At 55.4% G+C, this 15,430-nt stretch carries 17 protein-coding genes; 8 read left to right on the plus strand and 9 right to left on the minus strand.

Going from position 1 to position 15,430, the window contains the following annotated elements; genetic code table 11:
- Window positions 1-534: 534 nt before the first annotated feature.
- The 4 genes from MOP87_RS05020 to MOP87_RS05035 all read left to right on the plus strand — a co-directional run bounded on the left by MOP87_RS05020 (window position 535) and on the right by MOP87_RS05035 (window position 4,155).
- Window positions 535-1,428 carry an inovirus-type Gp2 protein gene (locus MOP87_RS05020; RefSeq protein ID WP_181074715.1) on the plus strand — a complete coding sequence of 298 codons (894 nt, stop codon included), beginning with the start codon at window positions 535-537 and terminating at the stop codon, window positions 1,426-1,428.
- A 180-nt stretch (window positions 1,429-1,608) separates the two neighbouring features.
- Window positions 1,609-2,244, plus strand: coding sequence for a hypothetical protein (locus MOP87_RS05025; RefSeq protein WP_242810182.1), 636 nt, complete (start codon window positions 1,609-1,611; stop codon window positions 2,242-2,244).
- Window positions 2,207-3,340, plus strand: a complete 1,134-nt coding sequence (locus MOP87_RS05030) for an XRE family transcriptional regulator (RefSeq protein WP_242810183.1) — start codon at window positions 2,207-2,209, stop codon at window positions 3,338-3,340. The genes MOP87_RS05025 and MOP87_RS05030 overlap by 38 nt, the downstream gene beginning before the upstream one ends.
- A gap of 197 nt (window positions 3,341-3,537) precedes the next feature.
- Window positions 3,538-4,155, plus strand: a complete 618-nt coding sequence (locus tag MOP87_RS05035; protein ID WP_242810184.1) for a recombinase family protein — start codon at window positions 3,538-3,540, stop codon at window positions 4,153-4,155.
- 127 nt (window positions 4,156-4,282) lie between these two features.
- Here MOP87_RS05035 and MOP87_RS05040 read toward each other — a convergent pair whose 3' ends face one another.
- The 4 genes from MOP87_RS05040 to MOP87_RS05050 all read right to left on the minus strand — a co-directional run bounded on the left by MOP87_RS05040 (window position 4,283) and on the right by MOP87_RS05050 (window position 7,116).
- Entirely contained in the window at window positions 4,283-5,470 is a 1,188-nt protein-coding gene (locus tag MOP87_RS05040) for a tyrosine-type recombinase/integrase (protein ID WP_242810185.1), read from the minus strand.
- A 129-nt stretch (window positions 5,471-5,599) separates the two neighbouring features.
- On the minus strand, window positions 5,600-5,776 hold the full coding sequence (locus MOP87_RS21770) for a DUF6538 domain-containing protein (protein WP_347402991.1): 177 nt from the start codon (window positions 5,774-5,776) through the stop codon (window positions 5,600-5,602).
- Between the two features lie 196 nt (window positions 5,777-5,972).
- Window positions 5,973-6,758 carry an RHS repeat-associated core domain-containing protein gene (locus MOP87_RS05045; protein ID WP_088523122.1) on the minus strand — a complete coding sequence of 262 codons (786 nt, stop codon included), beginning with the start codon at window positions 6,756-6,758 and terminating at the stop codon, window positions 5,973-5,975.
- 184 nt (window positions 6,759-6,942) lie between these two features.
- Entirely contained in the window at window positions 6,943-7,116 is a 174-nt protein-coding gene (locus MOP87_RS05050; RefSeq protein ID WP_166741481.1) for a hypothetical protein, read from the minus strand.
- Window positions 7,117-7,394: 278 nt separating this feature from the next.
- Between MOP87_RS05050 and MOP87_RS05055 the strand changes: the two genes are divergently transcribed.
- The 3 genes from MOP87_RS05055 to MOP87_RS05065 are packed head-to-tail and all read left to right on the plus strand — an operon-like array spanning window position 7,395 to window position 11,345.
- Entirely contained in the window at window positions 7,395-8,255 is an 861-nt protein-coding gene (locus MOP87_RS05055; protein WP_059184108.1) for an SH3 domain-containing protein, read from the plus strand.
- Between the two features lie 8 nt (window positions 8,256-8,263).
- Entirely contained in the window at window positions 8,264-10,120 is a 1,857-nt protein-coding gene (locus tag MOP87_RS05060) for a hypothetical protein (RefSeq protein WP_242810186.1), read from the plus strand.
- A gap of 10 nt (window positions 10,121-10,130) precedes the next feature.
- A complete protein-coding gene (locus MOP87_RS05065; RefSeq protein WP_242810187.1) occupies window positions 10,131-11,345 on the plus strand; it encodes a hypothetical protein in 1,215 nt (404 codons plus the stop codon).
- Between the two features lie 159 nt (window positions 11,346-11,504).
- On the opposite strand, the gene MOP87_RS05070 is transcribed toward MOP87_RS05065, so the two are convergent.
- From MOP87_RS05070 to MOP87_RS05090, 5 genes are read right to left on the minus strand one after another with little or no spacing between them, the layout of a single operon-like run.
- Window positions 11,505-11,939 carry a hypothetical protein gene (locus MOP87_RS05070; RefSeq protein WP_128610754.1) on the minus strand — a complete coding sequence of 145 codons (435 nt, stop codon included), beginning with the start codon at window positions 11,937-11,939 and terminating at the stop codon, window positions 11,505-11,507.
- 55 nt (window positions 11,940-11,994) lie between these two features.
- Complete coding sequence (locus tag MOP87_RS05075) at window positions 11,995-12,315, minus strand: AzlD domain-containing protein (protein ID WP_028687398.1); 321 nt, start codon at window positions 12,313-12,315, stop codon at window positions 11,995-11,997.
- Window positions 12,294-12,995, minus strand: a complete 702-nt coding sequence (locus MOP87_RS05080) for an AzlC family ABC transporter permease (RefSeq protein WP_027914243.1) — start codon at window positions 12,993-12,995, stop codon at window positions 12,294-12,296. The genes MOP87_RS05075 and MOP87_RS05080 overlap by 22 nt, the downstream gene beginning before the upstream one ends.
- A complete protein-coding gene (locus tag MOP87_RS05085; RefSeq protein ID WP_242810188.1) occupies window positions 12,992-13,474 on the minus strand; it encodes an N-acetyltransferase in 483 nt (160 codons plus the stop codon). The genes MOP87_RS05080 and MOP87_RS05085 overlap by 4 nt, the downstream gene beginning before the upstream one ends.
- Window positions 13,458-14,204, minus strand: a complete 747-nt coding sequence (locus MOP87_RS05090; RefSeq protein WP_027914245.1) for a 2OG-Fe dioxygenase family protein — start codon at window positions 14,202-14,204, stop codon at window positions 13,458-13,460. Before MOP87_RS05090 ends, MOP87_RS05085 begins: the two co-directional genes overlap by 17 nt.
- Before the next feature lie 195 nt (window positions 14,205-14,399).
- On the opposite strand from MOP87_RS05090, the gene MOP87_RS05095 reads away from it, so the two are divergent.
- The gene (locus tag MOP87_RS05095) at window positions 14,400-15,260 is read left to right on the plus strand and encodes a LysR family transcriptional regulator (RefSeq protein ID WP_042139635.1); all 861 of its coding nucleotides are present in this window, start codon (window positions 14,400-14,402) and stop codon (window positions 15,258-15,260) included.
- The last annotated feature ends 170 nt before the right edge of the window (window positions 15,261-15,430 follow it).

Below are 15,430 nucleotides of genomic sequence, written 5' to 3' on the forward strand. Positions count from 1 at the left end.
CTTTGGTGGCTTTTGGGTTGTGTTCGGCGGTCGATGCCTAAGGGGTAACGATTTGGTCCGATGTGCAAAAAAAATGATTGAATGTTTAGTCCCATCAGATTTTTTGCTAGTCTTTAAGTTCAAGTCCCTTCCTCTCGTACCGTTTTCCGTATCAATTTTTTCAGTAAAGCCCAATGCCTGGTTGGTTCGTGACAGGTATGTGCCTTGCTATATGGTTATATCAAATATCCAGTCTATGGCATCGTAATGCTGGTCTGGGAGTTGTGTCGTTGTCTTCCTGATACTCAGTGAGTGATACGCTTGCCCGGTGCTGTTGAAAGAAAATAGGTTGTGCTAATTCTGATGGTGCAGTATTGGCTGTGATTGGGGGGATGGCTTTCCAGTAATCAGAAATTTTATATAGGTACAAAAATTAGAATGACAATAACCTCGGCTGGCTTGTTTAGAGGCTTGCCGATCCGTGCGTCCGTAAAGCGCAATAAGAAAAGTTACGTTGAAATCCTTGCTAGAATCCATGATCAGCTGTTTTCGCTGATGACCCACCACTCTAGAATTACTGTGATTCGTGTAGATCTCCGGTTTCCTGATGGTCCTCGATTAGGTCATAAAAAAGAAGGTCAGCTATTAAGTGCATATATTGAGGCTGTCAAGATCAGACTAGGATCGTTGAGTGTTTGTCGAGTAGGGAAAGTTATTCATGGTGCAGCCAGGGAAATCGGTCCTAAGAAAGGCAAGCCACATTGTCATGTGTTTTTTGGGTTTAATAGTAGAAAGCGTGATCTCGGTGAAATCAACGGTGCAGGCCATACAGGCTTGTGGCAGTTCATTGACCAAACATGGATTAAATTGGCAGGTGGTACGACTCACATCGTCCCCAAAGTCCATAGGTTCGATTGGTTTGATGTTGATAAGCTGGGAGAATGCTTCAAGCATTTATCCTATCTTGCCAAGGTCGAATCGAAAAACTACGGTACAGGTGAGTCTTACAAGCGATTTACAGCATCGCGTCTAAAGCGTAAAGCTGATATGGTTGCAAGTTGTAGTTGTCGAAATTTGCGTGGTGATTCTAGTCGGTGTCGTGATTGCTTTTTTCAAGCTAATCATCGTTCATTGGCGACGGCTGGGGTTGAGCTTGATATTATTAAAGATAGCGTCGATGGGTTAGAAGAACTCGATGCGCTTTGCAGTGGGCTGGGGTCTGAAGCTCAAGAGTTTGACGAATTCATTAAGTCGATTGAAATGGATGAGACAAATCCAATAGAGGAACTTGATGCGCTTTGCAGTGGGCTGGAGTCTGAAGCTCAAGAGTTTGACGAATTCATTAAGTCGATTGAAGTGGATGAGATAAATCCAATAGAGGAACTTGATGCGCTTTGCAGTGGGCCTGGCCAAGGGATCTTGTCTGTGGAGGTTTATCCGCGACATTGAGTTCGCGAGCCAGAAGCTCTGATCGGATGCGATGGTGAAAACGCCAAGATTAGGCGGAAATGGCGCCAAATTCGAACGGATAGCGAAATCTCGTGGCTAGGAGCGCGCTTGCTTGACAAATTTTTAGTTTGGCACAATTATGGTTTACAAATCAGATGAAGGGAACAGTCAGGCGGATCCATGAACAAACCATCCGAAATCTCTTCGAGCTTGACCTCTAGCCGTCTTAGCATCATCGCCAAGCGAATACTCGATGTCCTAGATGATGCCCTTCGCACCGCCAGCACTGATCTCGACTGTTCCTACAGCCGTGGCACGCTGTCTTGGGCCAGAATTAAAAACGCGCTAGTCCAGCTTGCACGCTCGAATGAGCACCCATGGTTGACGATCAAGCATTCCGGAAATGACCTGCTGCTGGGCATTGGCAGCGAAACCGTGCGTTTTTTCCTTGACGATCACGAAAATCCCAAGAAAATGCGCGTGCTGAATCCTACGAACTCCGAAGCAAGGCAATTGCAGTTGTTCGAAGAAGATGCCCATTCCGAATACCTGTGGCGGTTTATCATCGAGCGGGCATTGCCGGAGGAAGATGATCATCAAATCTATTTCGTCGGGTATGAAGCTCATGCTGAATATGATGGCACTTTAGTGGCAGAATGGCGTTACAACGCAGAACGCGTTAGGACCCTCGTGGCTGTGGATGATGAAATTCCTGCCGCAGCGGAACTTGAACCAATTGAACTATCTCCGATAGACGAAGATACGGCCGAAGGTAAAGATGATGAAGCCGTTGATAGAAATGGACGGGGTGTTTAAGGGTAGTCAGCTACGCCTGGCCCGCCATTACTGGGGAAAAACCCTAAACGACATCGCTGAAGATATAGGTACGACGCGCCAATATGTGTCACAGCTAGAGAATGGGAAAGGAAAGCTAAAGCTCGACGACCCAACTACCAGAGACCTGGCGCGGTCGCTCCATGTAGCCCCGACGTTTTTCTTTAAGCCCGTCGGGGTTTCTCTATCTGAAGAACAAGCTCACTTCCGTAAGCTGGCAACAACAAAGGCCAGCATGAAACAGAAGGTTTTAGCACGAGGTACCGTATTTGATCAGCTTGTAGAGTTCATCGATACCAAGGTACGTTTGCCAGCTGTGGACTTCCCAGACGAATCAGGAGCTGAAACGACTGAAGAAATTGAACAGGCGGCTGAGCGGTTACGTTCATATTGGGGATTGGGTTTTGGACCAATCTCTCATATGGTTAGAGTTGTAGAGCGTGCCGGTGCGGTTGTGACGCTTTTTCAAGACACTTCAACAGAGGTTGATGCGCTTTCAATCACCTCTCGTAGACCTGTCATTGTAAGGAATGAAGCAAAGCAGAGCCCGTTTCGGTTACGATTCGACATCGCTCACGAACTTGGTCATTTAGTACTACATGAAGGACAAGTCACCGGTGATCGCAAAACAGAGTCCGAAGCCAACCGTTTTGCATCAGCATTTCTGATACCAAGATCAACATTCTTGAAGGCTTTTCCTCGACGAGGAAGTAGACTGGATTGGGTTGGTATTAGCAAAATGAAAATGGACTTCCAGGTAAGCAAGGCAGCGATAATTTACCGTGCAAAAGCGCTGGGTCTCATAGATGACTATCAGTACCGGGGCGCCGTGATTTATTTGAAGAATCAGGGTGAAGGAATAACTGAGAAGGAAGACCCGTTTTGTGTCCGTGAACAACCTGAAATGATCAAAACAGCTCTGAAGGTGTTATACGAACATCACGGCATCACACATGAAGCCCTAGCGGAACAACTCGGTATCACACCAGAGTTTCTGGCAGAGGTTCTACCGACTGGCTTGGACATACAGAAGCCTACCAATTTGACACCTCGCTCAGGGCTCAAATTGGTCAAGTAAAAAAGCCCCGCATTGCGGGGCTTTTGTTTTACGGTTGTAAGAAATACGTAATCAGCACCATTTAAGAACTATCAGAGAAGTCTACTTCTTTAGTAGTCCGACGGCCCTTCGCTTTGGTCTATCAGAAACCTATTGAAAATAGCCATATGATCGAATTATCATAGGTCTATCAAATTTAAGTATAAAGGATAATAAAATTGAAATCACACCTGTACCTCCGGGCCAGCACCAAAGACCAAGACGCATTAAGGGCCAAAGCTAGCCTGGAAGCATTCGTAGCCGAGAAAGGTCTTCTTGTCGCTGGCGTGTATTCGGAAAATATCAGTGGCACAACGTTAGACCGCCCTGAACTAATGCGGATGCTGGATGAAGCGCAGACTGGTGAATGCATCGTGTGTGAAAGCGTTGATCGTCTAAGTCGCTTGTCCCAGTCGGATTGGGAAACACTGAAGGCCAAGATCAAAGCAAAGGGCTTACGATTGGTGATTGCAGATTTACCTACAAGTCACATGCTGATTGAAGACAAGGGGATGACAGGTCAGATCATGGACGTGATCAACAGCATGCTGTTGGACCTCATGGCAAAGATGGCTCGCCTTGATCAGGAAAAGCGGGTTGAACGGATTAGACAAGGCTTGGAAAACAAACGGCTTGCGGACCCAAGCTGGACGCCAAAGGGTAAGGGAAGAAATGTAGAAAAATGGACAAAGGTACAGATGTTAATTGAAAAACACCCAAATATGTCTGCGAACGACATTGCCAAGCTTGCAGATGTCGGAGTTGCCACCGTTTACCGCATCAAACGTGGGGCTTAACCCCCCCCACCTGGGCTAGGGGGGGGAAATTCAGGTGGTTCCATATATCACCGGTAGCGACTAGTAGGTACATGTACCCGGTTCTCTTGTTAGGGAGCGGGTAACAAGGGCTTGGCTGTTCGGTTCATCAGGTGACTGGGGGCGTAGTGTCGGTCTTGGTCGGTGGTTTCAGTCGTGGCAATTTGGAAATTGCTTTGAGCTTTTGCAGTGGGCTCGCCCCTTGGCTATACACATCATATGTCACGGTGCCCGTTTCATGCCCGACGATCTGTGCGATCAGTGGTCCAGGCACATTGGCTCTCTGCAGTTGTGTGACTACAGTTCCCCGGAAGCTATGGAAAACGTGCTGCTTGCCAAATCCATGGGCTGTCTTGAGGCGACCGAATGCCTTTGAAAGAGGATCGGACCGGTTTTTATACTTGTTACGACTCGTCGAGTGTATCAAGAAGCCATCAACTGAGTCTCTTTGTAGTCGTTTTACAATTGGTTTGAGTGCAGGATGTACTGGGACATATCGAATGCCTGCGTAGGTTTTGCTATCAGGGAAGTCAAAGCATAGAATTTTTTCTTGGGTTACAACATTATTAGTAGTCAACTGGCATAGTTCTTCTGTACGAGCGCCCGTGTAAAACCCCAAGAGAATCAAGTCTGCCAAAACGTGCAGCCCCCGCTTTTGGGCAGCATCGTACAATACTTCTAAATCTTCAAGGCTGTAGTCTTTCCGTTTGCTGGCAGCCCTGTCTTTAGCTCGTACTTTGGGCAAATCATGGTTTTCGAATGGGTTTACTCGACCTTTGTAATCGGCTCGCCAGCGTTCATCATAACGATTTGCCCATTTCCAAAATACGCTGCCTGCCAACAGATATTGGGTCAGGGTTTTACTTGATAATTCAAGTGATTTTAACCAATCCGCCACCGTATCAGTATCTAGAGGGGCTTGATTGGTCGTTAGATACTCCGACAGTTTTCGCAACTTGGATTCTTGTTGATCAACTGTTTTCTCGGCGATTTTCTTGTCAAGTCTGTAAGTCCGAAATGACAGCAATCTTGCTTTGGTCAACGGAGATTTTTTTTGGTAGCTGGCCGGAGACTCGATCAGTGATACCAATTCCTGTTGTTGCTCCAGGGTCAAGCTGTGCTTCGCACGGAACGAACGTTCAAGCATGGCTTTGAATCCAGCTTGCAGGGTATCTTGCAAACGCAAATCGCCCGCGATGTCGTTTCCCGGTTGGGTGTCCTCCCAGTTTTCAATCAGGGTCACGATGTCTGGATTAGCCTGTCTGAAAGCCTGAACATCTGCATCTGTGACTGACATAGCAGGCACCACTTCGCCAATGGCCGCGCGCTTTCGGCCTTGGATCAATGTCTCTAGTTCGGTCGTGGCAGCAACGATAGATTCCTGCCATCCATCCGGAGCTTCCTTCGCCTTTCGTGCGCCTCGGATTTAGTTCCGCCATAGCGCCAAATGTGCATGACTGGCATGGATAGCCTCAGGGCGGGACGCAGTCTTCAGTGACTGAACGAACACCTTTTTTCCAATGATCTTTTGAACGTCTACAGGTACGGCCAAGCGCACATACCAAGTCGATTCGTCCCGTTTTCTGAAGATGAAGTCCGCCACGATGCCGCCGAGATTCAGATCTTATTTGTACTACTCATTTGTACTACTTTTTGTCTGTGTGTCAATATTTACTTGGGTTTTACAGGTTTTCTTTCATCTGGCTGAGTGTCCCTATCTCTCCGCCATACACGTAAAGCCCCGCAGATTTAGGTCTGCGGGGCTTTTTCGTATGTGTGCTTTGACGCTGATGGGTGCGCTATAGGGGCAGCCGTCCCGCCGATGTCCTTGTGTTATCCAACTCAGGCAATTCTTGCCGATGCTGTGCAAGCTCAATGCGAGCAAGGTCTCTGTCCTTCCTGAGGCGCTCCATTCGAAGGCTGAAACCGCGCATATTAAGTCTGTGCTTGTTGCTGATATCGTATCCCTGTGCCCGCGTCATGTCCGAGAAGTAAGACCTCTGTACAGAACGCCGAGCCTTGATGACTATGGAATAATCCCGCGTCAACATACCGATTGCCTCCGGTATGAACCTCCTGTCGTCAAGCCTATGCAAGTAAGCGTGTTTGGCGTTGACAACCGACTCATACCTGACAAGCGGTGCTATTTCGGCGTATTGCGTAGCGTCAATATCTATTGACCGGGTGGCTTTGAATTTGGCTTTGAAGGCGGATGACAGTTTGGCCACTTTGGTATTTTTGAGCGCTCTCAATCGTTGTGTGCTGACGGGGTTCTGGTGAGGGATCAGTTTAGCCCGCTTGTACACGAGCGCATTTCTCCAGCTACGCCCTGATCCATCCAGGCGATTCACTGGGTCGCCGCCGCAGTAACAGTAGGCATTGTTACCGCCGTTCGCGAATGGACTTTCGTTGTCAGCCGATACAAAGCGCATCAAGGTCGGGCTGTAGAGTCGGTAACCGTTTCCGAGTATGCAATTACGTGAAGGGGCGTCTATCAGGTAGTCACAGAAGCCCGACGACACGGAGCTTGTGTATTCAGCAAATCCGTAGCACGTATAAAAATGCCACGCGGCATGTTTAGGCATATCCACCTCCAGCTCAAAACGCCTTGATATCGCACGGTATCGAATGCTTCTACTGCCATTATTGTTAGGTGTACAAGTGGCAGTACCATCGAGGTGCTGGTTTGCCCGCCCTCCTGTGCATGTGTTTGGCTGAAGAATGGTCGTGGGACAGGTCGTAAAAGCGCTGCATACAGTTTTCTATCCTTCACGACTCAATGACCGCAATCTGCTCCGGCACGACCGCTTGGGCAGGAAGCAGTGTGTTTGTGAACGGTCTAAAAGAAAAGGGGTTAATCTGGGTTAAAAGGCGATTGAAGTATCGATCCATGGCAATCCCATGCCGCTCAGCCATCCGCAACATTTTGTCTTGATCTGCCATTCACCACCTGCGCTACAATGCCGCCTCTGTTCGCCTCTCATGCCTGGACAACACGCCGTAATGACTACGTGCGCCGGGCGATGAGTGCTTCCTGACATGGATTCGTTGGATGCTTTGCGCTTCGCTACACATACCCCTCACTGTTCGCTCACCCGTGGCGTCGCCTTCTGCGGCTTCCACTGGCTCCCCCCTGCAAGCCCATCACACCCACGCCCACGCTGCTGCCCGAGCGGCTGCGGTTTACGGCTGTGCGTCCACTGGAAAATGGAGTGATCCACGTGCATAAGAAATTCATCGCCTCCCTCTTGGCCGTCGCCATCGCCTCGACCACCGCCTGCGCCCAGCTTGGCATCAGCAAAGAACAAGCCGGCACCGTGATCGGCGGCCTGGCGGGCGTTGCCATCGGTTCGACCATGGGCAGCGGCAACGGCAAGCTGGCGGCCGCTTTGATCGCAGGCGGCATCGGTGCCTACGTGGGCAACCGCATCGGCAACATGCTCGATGAAAAAGACCAGCAGGCCTTGGCCATGCGCACCCAGGAAGTGCTGAGCCAGCAACAGGCCACGGCCAGTGCACAGCCGGTGACCTGGAAGTCCGACCACTCCGGCGCCAGCGCGCAGATCGTGACAGGCAAGGAGTACACCAAGACCAAGCAGGTCGAGGTCAAGCGCGCGCCGAAGATCCAGGCCGTTCCGTCGATGAAGCTGATCAACGAACCCTACGTGACCACCAGCGACAACCTCAATGTGCGCGCGGCGCCCAACGCCAAGGGCGAGAAAGTCGGCAGCCTGAAGAACCACACCGAATTCACGGCCGTCGGTTCAACCGGCGACTGGGTGCTGGTAGGGCGCAAAGGCGTGACCGTCGGTTACGTGCACAAGGACTACGTCGAGCCCAAGGCCCAGGCCGTGGCCAAGCGCGTTACCCCGGCGGTGAACCTGGATGAGCTGGACGTGGCGGCCAGTAGCGAAACCCAAGGCTTCGACCTGGATACGCTGCAAAGCCTGCCTACCCAGACCGTCGCTGCCGAAGCGGCTTGCCGCCCCGTGACGGTCAGCCTGAAGTCCAAGGAAGGCAAGACCGAACAGGAACAGAACACCTTCTGCAAACAGGCCAATGGCACCTGGGAACTGATTTGAGAACTTCCATGAAAAAGCACGCCCTTGCGCTCGCCGTGATCGGTGCTTGCGGTTTGGTACCGCAGGCTTTCGCCCACGAGCTGGCGTTTTCCAAGAAGGACAATATCAAGGTCGAAGTGCCCGGTGAGGCCGCGACCTGGTGCAAGCCCGAGGTCGAGCTGACCATCACCCGGCCTGCCTGGGACAACCCGGACATGCTCTCGGGCCTGCTGAACAAGTTGCCGTTCGTGTTCGCCAAGGACTGCTCCACGGCCAAGGTCAGCTGGAAGGCGGTCGATGGCAAGGGCGCGCTGTATGCCAGCGGCGCTGGCAATGCCAGCAACCTGGGCTTGATGAACCTGGCTGCTGCACCTGCCGCCTCCACGGCCCCAGCCCCTCAGCAGACTGAAACACCAGCGCCATCCTCTGCGCCAGCACCAGCAGAGGCACCTGCCCCTGCTGCTACGCCTGCGCCTGCCGAGGCGCCAGCACCAGCCGTGGCGGCTGCCCCTACGCCGGCCGCCAAGCCAGAACCGGCCGCTGTTCCCACCCCAGCGCCCGCACCTGAACCGGCGCCCGCGCCTGCCGTCGCGCCCAAGGCAGCCGGCGCCGCTGTGACGGCAGCCCCCACCTCGGACTATGGCCGCTCAGTGGTGCTGAAAAACAGCAAGCTGATGCAGATCACTGATGCTGCGGGCTGCAAGTGGGTGCTCAATAGCACCATCATCAGTGAAGGCGACACCCTCACGTTCGGCACCACGCCAGCCATGCCCTGTCCGGCTTCCGGCTTTGGTGCGGGCAATTTCGAGAAGATCAGCTGGAAAGCCGAAGGCACCTACCGCGGCAACGACTGGAATCGCATCTACGTCCACCCCAGCGCCTTGATGTTCAGCAAGCGTTACGAGGCGGCGGTCAAGGACAAGTCGGTCAGCTACCTCACGGCCGAAGCGGACCAGGTGGCGTTGCTGGTGGGTGAAATTCCCGATCGGAACATGAAGGTGTACCTGGCGTTCGCCCGTCCTACCTACGGCGCTGTAGGGCCGTTCCTCGCCGACCCATACTACGTCGGCGTAACCCCGGACGACGCCTTCGCCCTGGACCCGGCGAAATACAAGGAAACTGCGCTGCAGGCCTTCGACCTGATCAAGAACGCATCGCCGAGCACCACCGATGTGGCCGACCTGCTCATCGTCAAGGACCTGTCGGCCATTTCCAATAGAATCTGGGGCAACGACGACCAGAAGATCGTGCGCAACCGCATCGGCATGGGCCGCCAGGGTCTGTACTTCGATGTGCGCAACGGCACCAACTGGGCGCAGCAGCGCGAGAAGCAGCGCGTGCGTGAAGCCCGCAATCGTCAGCAGCAGTTGGCCTGGGAGCACACCCGTGTGCTTGAGCGCTACCAGCAGTTGCAGGAGCGCATGGGTGAATTCAAGGGGCGTGAAACCGAGGCACTGGCGCAGATGGCCGGCATCAAGGTGCGTTTCCCTTCGCCGCTGCAGCAGCAGGACCCTACGTCGTCGCAGAACGTGACGCCGATGATGGTGCATGTCACCGGCAAGAAGGGCGAGTTCTACACCGTCGACTACCCAGGCGAAGGGCGTCTGCTTGCCGAGCAGCAATACCCCGAAGGCTGGTACGTGGCCCAGGTTGCCAACGCCACCCCTTACTACCCGCTCGAAGACGGTCGCGCCATTCCTACCTACCGCGCCTACAGCGCGGGCGAGCCGAAGGCCTGCGAGCAGGAGCGCTGCGCCGATCGCGTGTCTTATGGCGCCGTGCTAGCCAAGGAATTCCCCAATGCAGGCATCGACTCCAACTGGACGCCCGAAGTCTCCCAACAGTTTGTGAACGACTGGAAAAACGCGTCGACACAGGTCCAGTAAGGCATAACCCATGATCAAGCAGATGAACGCAAAGCAGAAGTTGGTTGGCGGTGTGGCGGTCGTGGCGATAGCGCTCGGCGTCACCTATGCCGTGGTGTCGAGCAGTGGCAAGAAGCAAGCCATGGCGTACTACGAAGACTTCAAAGAACGCTACTTCCTTGAAGACGTGCTGTCCGAAGGCGACATTTCGTACTCGGCGCTCTCCGGTAACCTGACAGTGGCCGACCCAGAGGTCCGTGTGGCCGCCGTGCAGACCAACGGCGCGCAACAGTTCATGCGCAGCATGGCCGGCGTGATGGCCTCGATGCGCGGCATGGACATGCACGAAGGCTTGGGCAACTGGGCCGAGTACCAGATGAACGCACTCGAATCACGCTACGTGACCGGCGTTTTCCTGAAGGCCGATGCGTTGAAACTGTCGCACAGCGGTGACAGCAAGGATGGCGAGATCCATGTCCAGTTGCTGGGCATGCAGATGGCTGACCCGTATATCGCGGCCCAGGGCCAGGACATCGTCCGTGTCGCCGATGTGAGCGACGAAATCCAACCGACCGCTGAGCTGACGGCCAACGGCCGCGCGAGCCAGGCGAAGATGCCTTGGGGGGTGAACCTGGCGGCGCGCCAACCTGTCACAGGCGCTTTCCTGGTTAACAGCACAGGGCAATTCGGGACCAGGATCGACCTGGATCTTACGTTGCAGCGCTCCAGCGATGGCGAGGGCGTGATGACGTTCGTGGTCACTCACCGCAACGATGGTTCGAAGGTGGGTGAAATCGTGCGCAAGGCCACCTTGCAATCAATGCCCGAACTCGACGATGTGCAGGCCCAGTTCAAGGCAGCCCTGGGCGGCCAGATCGTCGCCGCCTTCAGCCCGCCTTCTGGCCTGGCTATGTTCAGCGAGGCAGTGTCGGAACTGGCGCGCAAGGCCAAGGTGGAGCGCTATGAGCTCAGCTACAGCGGCTTCAAGCCCGTGCGTACGGCATTCGAAGCCTTCCAGCACACCACGCCCAACGCCAAGTTTGCCGACTTCTGCCAAGCGGTAGGCTTTTCTAGCTGGAGCAGCGACTTTGGCACCAAGGCCAAGCAGCACAGCGATTCGGAATGCGCCATTGCGCAGAAGCTGGCGGCTGGGGACGACTTCGAGGAAATCTACACCTTCAAGGAAGGCAAGAGCCTGTACGCCGCGTTGTTCGTGAGCAAGGCGTATGAGCTTGAGACGAACTAGGAGGTTGTTGGGGCGGGCCGTGTGCTAACCGCCTGCATGCCGGGGCCGCGTTGCGGCCCATGGCGGCCGGTCCGGTGCCCCGGCAAGCCGTTCCCACACGGACTGTGTGACGCCTGAGTTAGCGGCCTTGCCGTTACGCCCCCCCTGGGCGTCACCCACCTACCACACCCGCTCATCCCCCACATCTTCAAGCACCTGCCCCAAATCCAACTCAACGGACAGTGCAATCAAACTGGCATGTCCATCCTCGCCCTCAGGCCAAACCGTCACCTGGGTGTCCGCTGCCAGCACAAGCTGGTCGCCGCTTCTCATCATCTGCTGCGTGCCATCGGCATTGATAACCCTCAAGCCACCGGCGGTGGCGAACAGAAGCAGGTCGTTGACCGGGCTCAGCCGGGCTGCAGCACGCAGGTGGCGGTACTCCACGATCCAGCCCTCGGCCAGAAACGTCTTGCTCAGCTGGTAGTTCAGCGAGCACTTGAGCGACAGGTCATCCAGTGCCGCGATTACCTGGTCCTGTGGCAAGCCCTTGGGCATGAGGCGGGCAAACTCGCTCAGGTTTGCCAGTGTCACGTGTTTACGGGCAGGGCTCATGCCGGTGTCCTTGTAGATTCGATGCCGTTACGCACAGGTGCAATTGAGATCGACGTCACGCCACAAGCGTGATGGCGACGTGCGCGGCAATGCCTGCCGCCACGCTGAAAATCAAACTCCGGGTGAAGTAGGCCACGATCACCACCGGCACGGCGGCCAGCATGTCGGCGTTCATGGCCATCAGCGAGCCGTCCTTGGCCATCAGCAGCGCGGGCACGGTGATGCTGGCGATGATCGCCACGGGCAGGTACTCGATGACGTCGTTGAACACCTTGGGCGTGCCCTGCATTCGGAACAGCAGGGGCGTGGCCCGGGTGAAGTAGGTGATGGCCATCATCAAGGCCACCGCGCCGATCAGGTATTTTTCTTCAGGCATAGGCCTACTCCGCAGCCCACGGCCGTAGCCACGAACACATTCAAAGGGGAGGGGTACAGCGCGTTGAGCAGGCAGGTCGCGGCAATCACCACCAGGGCGACGATCAGCTTGGGCCGGCTGTTGCACAGCGACACCAGCACGAAGATCATCATGGCGGTCAGCGCGTAGTCCAGCTTGAATGCAGAGAAGCGACTCAGCGCATCGGAGGCCACGGCGCCGAGCAGGGCGCCGGCAATCCAGCTGGCGTGGCACCAGGTGTTGAACTGCAGCAGGTAGCCAGGCGGGGTGTACTTGCCTGCTTGCAGGCGTTGGCTGTGCAAGGCGAACGATTCGTCGGTCAGGCCAAAGGCATACATCAGCTTTTGCGACCTGGAGATGCCCAGCCCATCGCTCTGCTTGGCCATGTACATGGCCATGAGCATGTGCCGCGAATTGATCAGCAGCGTTGACAACGCGATGGTCAGCAACGGCGCACCCGAGGTGATCAGCGCCAGCGCCGCGAACTGCGCGGCGCCTGCGTAGACGAACACGCACATCGCCACCGGGAGCCACAAGGGCAGCCCGGCGTTGATGCACATCACGCCAAACACGAAGCTCACGACGAAGTAGCCGGTGATCACCGGCAAGGCATCGACGAAGCTTTCCCTGCGCGAGACCGGGTGCAAGGCGAGGTCGGTCATAGATCGACCTCGCAGGTGATCTCGCCGCGCGTCTGGGTGAAGCCCTGTCGGTTCCAGAACCGCACAGCCGACGCATTGTCCTGGTCGATGAACAGGAACACCCGGCGGATGCCATGCTGACGGAAGTCGTTGAGGATCGAGTTGGTCAGGGACGTGCCGATGCGGCTGTGGCGATAGTCCGGCGACACTGCCAGGTGGTTGATGGTACCGCGTGTACCCATCGTCCCCCCGGCCACGGCACCGATGATCGCCCCGCTGTGGTTTTCCGCCAGGTAGCAGAACGTGTTGTCATGGCTCAACAAGCCCTTGAGCAGGTCCTCGCTCTGCCAGTCACAAAACGCAATCTCGTCGAACCGCTTGAGGAAATTGACCAGGCGCGTGGCATGAAACGGCGTGGCCTTCTTGATGGTCAGGCCGTTCATGCGGTCGGGCACGGCAACGCTGCGCGTTGCCTGCTCAAGGCTATTTGACAATGTCATGTTCGGTCCCCGGCCGGGAGAAGGAGATGGCGATGATCTGCCGATAGCCCATTTCCGATTCGCTGGGGTTGGTGGCCGGGGTAACGTAGTGCTGCAGCTCGCGGTCGAGGAAATACGTGGTGTCGAGAATTTCCTGGTAGGTGCCGGAGTCGATCACGTTCGACTGTTTGTCATAGACCTTGCTGGTGGCGCCTTCGATGTTATGGCGGCCCCAGAAGTGCACGCCGCTGAAAGGGTAGCCATCGCAATGGATGCCTTCTGGCGTGATTTCGATCTGCTCGCCGGGTTTGACCTCGATGCGGATCTGGTGAACCTGGCACTGCCAAGGCACGTTGTGCAGCTCTTCGGGCAGCACGGCCTTGTACACATCGAAGTCCAGCTTGATCAGGGCGCGCAGCACCGGTGAGTTGAAGACATCGCTGGACACATCGTCAAAGTGGCGCCGCATGCCACCCACATACTGGTTATGGGCCTCGGACTGTTCATAGGCACGGTGTTCGAGCTGCTGCAGCTCGCCGGTCGCCGGGTTGAAGTCGAAATCGCTATAGCGGCGATAGCGGGTACCCTTGTCGGCCTGGCCGTAGTACTTGTCCACGCCCATGGTTTCCCAGCTCTTGGAGAACGCCACGAAATGGCCAAAACCGCCATTCAATGCGAAGTCCTTGCCCAGCACGTTGACTGTCTTGTTCAGGCGCAGTGCGTCATCAATATTCCGTTTGAGTGTAAGCATTGGCATCTCTTCCCGTTGAAATCTGGGCGCCAATCTAGCAGGCGAAATGATGGCAGAAACTTCACTTTTTTTTGAGGTGCCTCAACCGCCGCTTGTTGCCAGCCGACGTACCGAGCAGACAGCGGCGGCGGTTGTGCGTTATCCTTCCAGGCCTTGTTGCATGCGGGCTTGAGCACGTCTTGGGAGGGGTGTCGAATGGATATCAAGGTGCTGCGAAACATCGCCAACGTCGCGAGAACGGGGTCGATCACCGATGCCGCCGAGCAGGTCCACGTGACGGTGCAGGCGCTGGCGGCGCAGTTGAAAAAACTGGAGGATCACTGCGGCTTCAAGCTCTTTGACCGCACCAACAAAGGCGTGTCGCTGACGCAGGAAGGGGTCGGGATCCTGCCCCATGTGCTGGAGATCGTGCGCTGCTCCGAACGCATGCAACTGAAGATCAAGCAGCTGCGCGAACGCCAGAGCCAGCCATTGCGGGTCGCCCTGAACAGCACCCTGTCGATGGAGATCAACCAGCAGATCATGGCGGGTGTGGCCAGCAACCTGTCCGGGTGCAGCCCCATCTTCAGCTGTTCCGAATCCCCCGACAACCTCACCAAGCTGGCCAAGGGCGAAGCCGACATGGTGGTGATCCTGGGCGACAGCATGCCCGAGGGGTTCTATTCGGTTTCGCTCAAGGGCTTGCGCATCGAGGTAGTGGCCTGCTCGGTCAGTGGCGACACCGCCCCGTCGGTGGTCATCAAGCCGTTGCCCGAATGCCCGTACGCCTCCATCTTCTCGCGCTTCGCCAACCACCAGGGCGGCGGGCTCGAGGCAGCGACCGTGTTCCATTCCGGCAGCGAGATCGTCAGCGTGTCGATGATCAAGAGCTTCGGCGGCATGGGCGTGCTGTCGCGGGCTGTGGCCGAGGCGAACGACTTGCACGTCTGGGAGGGGTATTCCGAATACCTCGATGTGTACCTGGTGATGAAGGAGCCCTGGATCGTGGAGGAGGAGTTTCCTCAGTTCTACCCCAAGACGGCGCCGATGCACGCCTTCGAGTCGATCAATGCCTGAAGGGCCGTCAGCCTGAGACAACCTGTCGTCTTGCGCTTGGCCGCCCAATTTGTTTGTGCTGGCATTTCGGTTACAATCGGAAAAACGATTCAGTGATGTAGGTCAATGCGACAAAAGCCTGATTCGTTTTCCGGTTCTCTGGCTGCTGAACAATGATCAATAACAAGCCT

The organism is Pseudomonas sp. I3-I5, assembly GCF_022699445.1.
GTDB classification, from domain to species: domain Bacteria; phylum Pseudomonadota; class Gammaproteobacteria; order Pseudomonadales; family Pseudomonadaceae; genus Aquipseudomonas; species Aquipseudomonas fulva.

Coding starts and splice junctions, on each gene's coding strand:
- MOP87_RS05020 (WP_181074715.1), top strand. CDS start 535: ATGACCCACCACTCTAGAATTACTGTGATTCGTGTAGATCTCCGGTTT.
- MOP87_RS05050 (WP_166741481.1), bottom strand. CDS start 7,116: ATGGCAGATCAAGACAAAATGTTGCGGATGGCTGAGCGGCATGGGATT.
- MOP87_RS05065 (WP_242810187.1), top strand. CDS start 10,131: ATGATCAAGCAGATGAACGCAAAGCAGAAGTTGGTTGGCGGTGTGGCG.
- MOP87_RS05025 (WP_242810182.1), top strand. CDS start 1,609: ATGAACAAACCATCCGAAATCTCTTCGAGCTTGACCTCTAGCCGTCTT.
- MOP87_RS05040 (WP_242810185.1), bottom strand. CDS start 5,470: ATGTCAGTCACAGATGCAGATGTTCAGGCTTTCAGACAGGCTAATCCA.
- MOP87_RS05045 (WP_088523122.1), bottom strand. CDS start 6,758: ATGCCTAAACATGCCGCGTGGCATTTTTATACGTGCTACGGATTTGCT.
- MOP87_RS05090 (WP_027914245.1), bottom strand. CDS start 14,204: ATGCTTACACTCAAACGGAATATTGATGACGCACTGCGCCTGAACAAG.
- MOP87_RS05070 (WP_128610754.1), bottom strand. CDS start 11,939: ATGAGCCCTGCCCGTAAACACGTGACACTGGCAAACCTGAGCGAGTTT.
- MOP87_RS05060 (WP_242810186.1), top strand. CDS start 8,264: ATGAAAAAGCACGCCCTTGCGCTCGCCGTGATCGGTGCTTGCGGTTTG.
- MOP87_RS05030 (WP_242810183.1), top strand. CDS start 2,207: ATGATGAAGCCGTTGATAGAAATGGACGGGGTGTTTAAGGGTAGTCAG.
- MOP87_RS05085 (WP_242810188.1), bottom strand. CDS start 13,474: ATGACATTGTCAAATAGCCTTGAGCAGGCAACGCGCAGCGTTGCCGTG.
- MOP87_RS05075 (WP_028687398.1), bottom strand. CDS start 12,315: ATGCCTGAAGAAAAATACCTGATCGGCGCGGTGGCCTTGATGATGGCC.
- MOP87_RS05080 (WP_027914243.1), bottom strand. CDS start 12,995: ATGACCGACCTCGCCTTGCACCCGGTCTCGCGCAGGGAAAGCTTCGTC.
- MOP87_RS05095 (WP_042139635.1), top strand. CDS start 14,400: ATGGATATCAAGGTGCTGCGAAACATCGCCAACGTCGCGAGAACGGGG.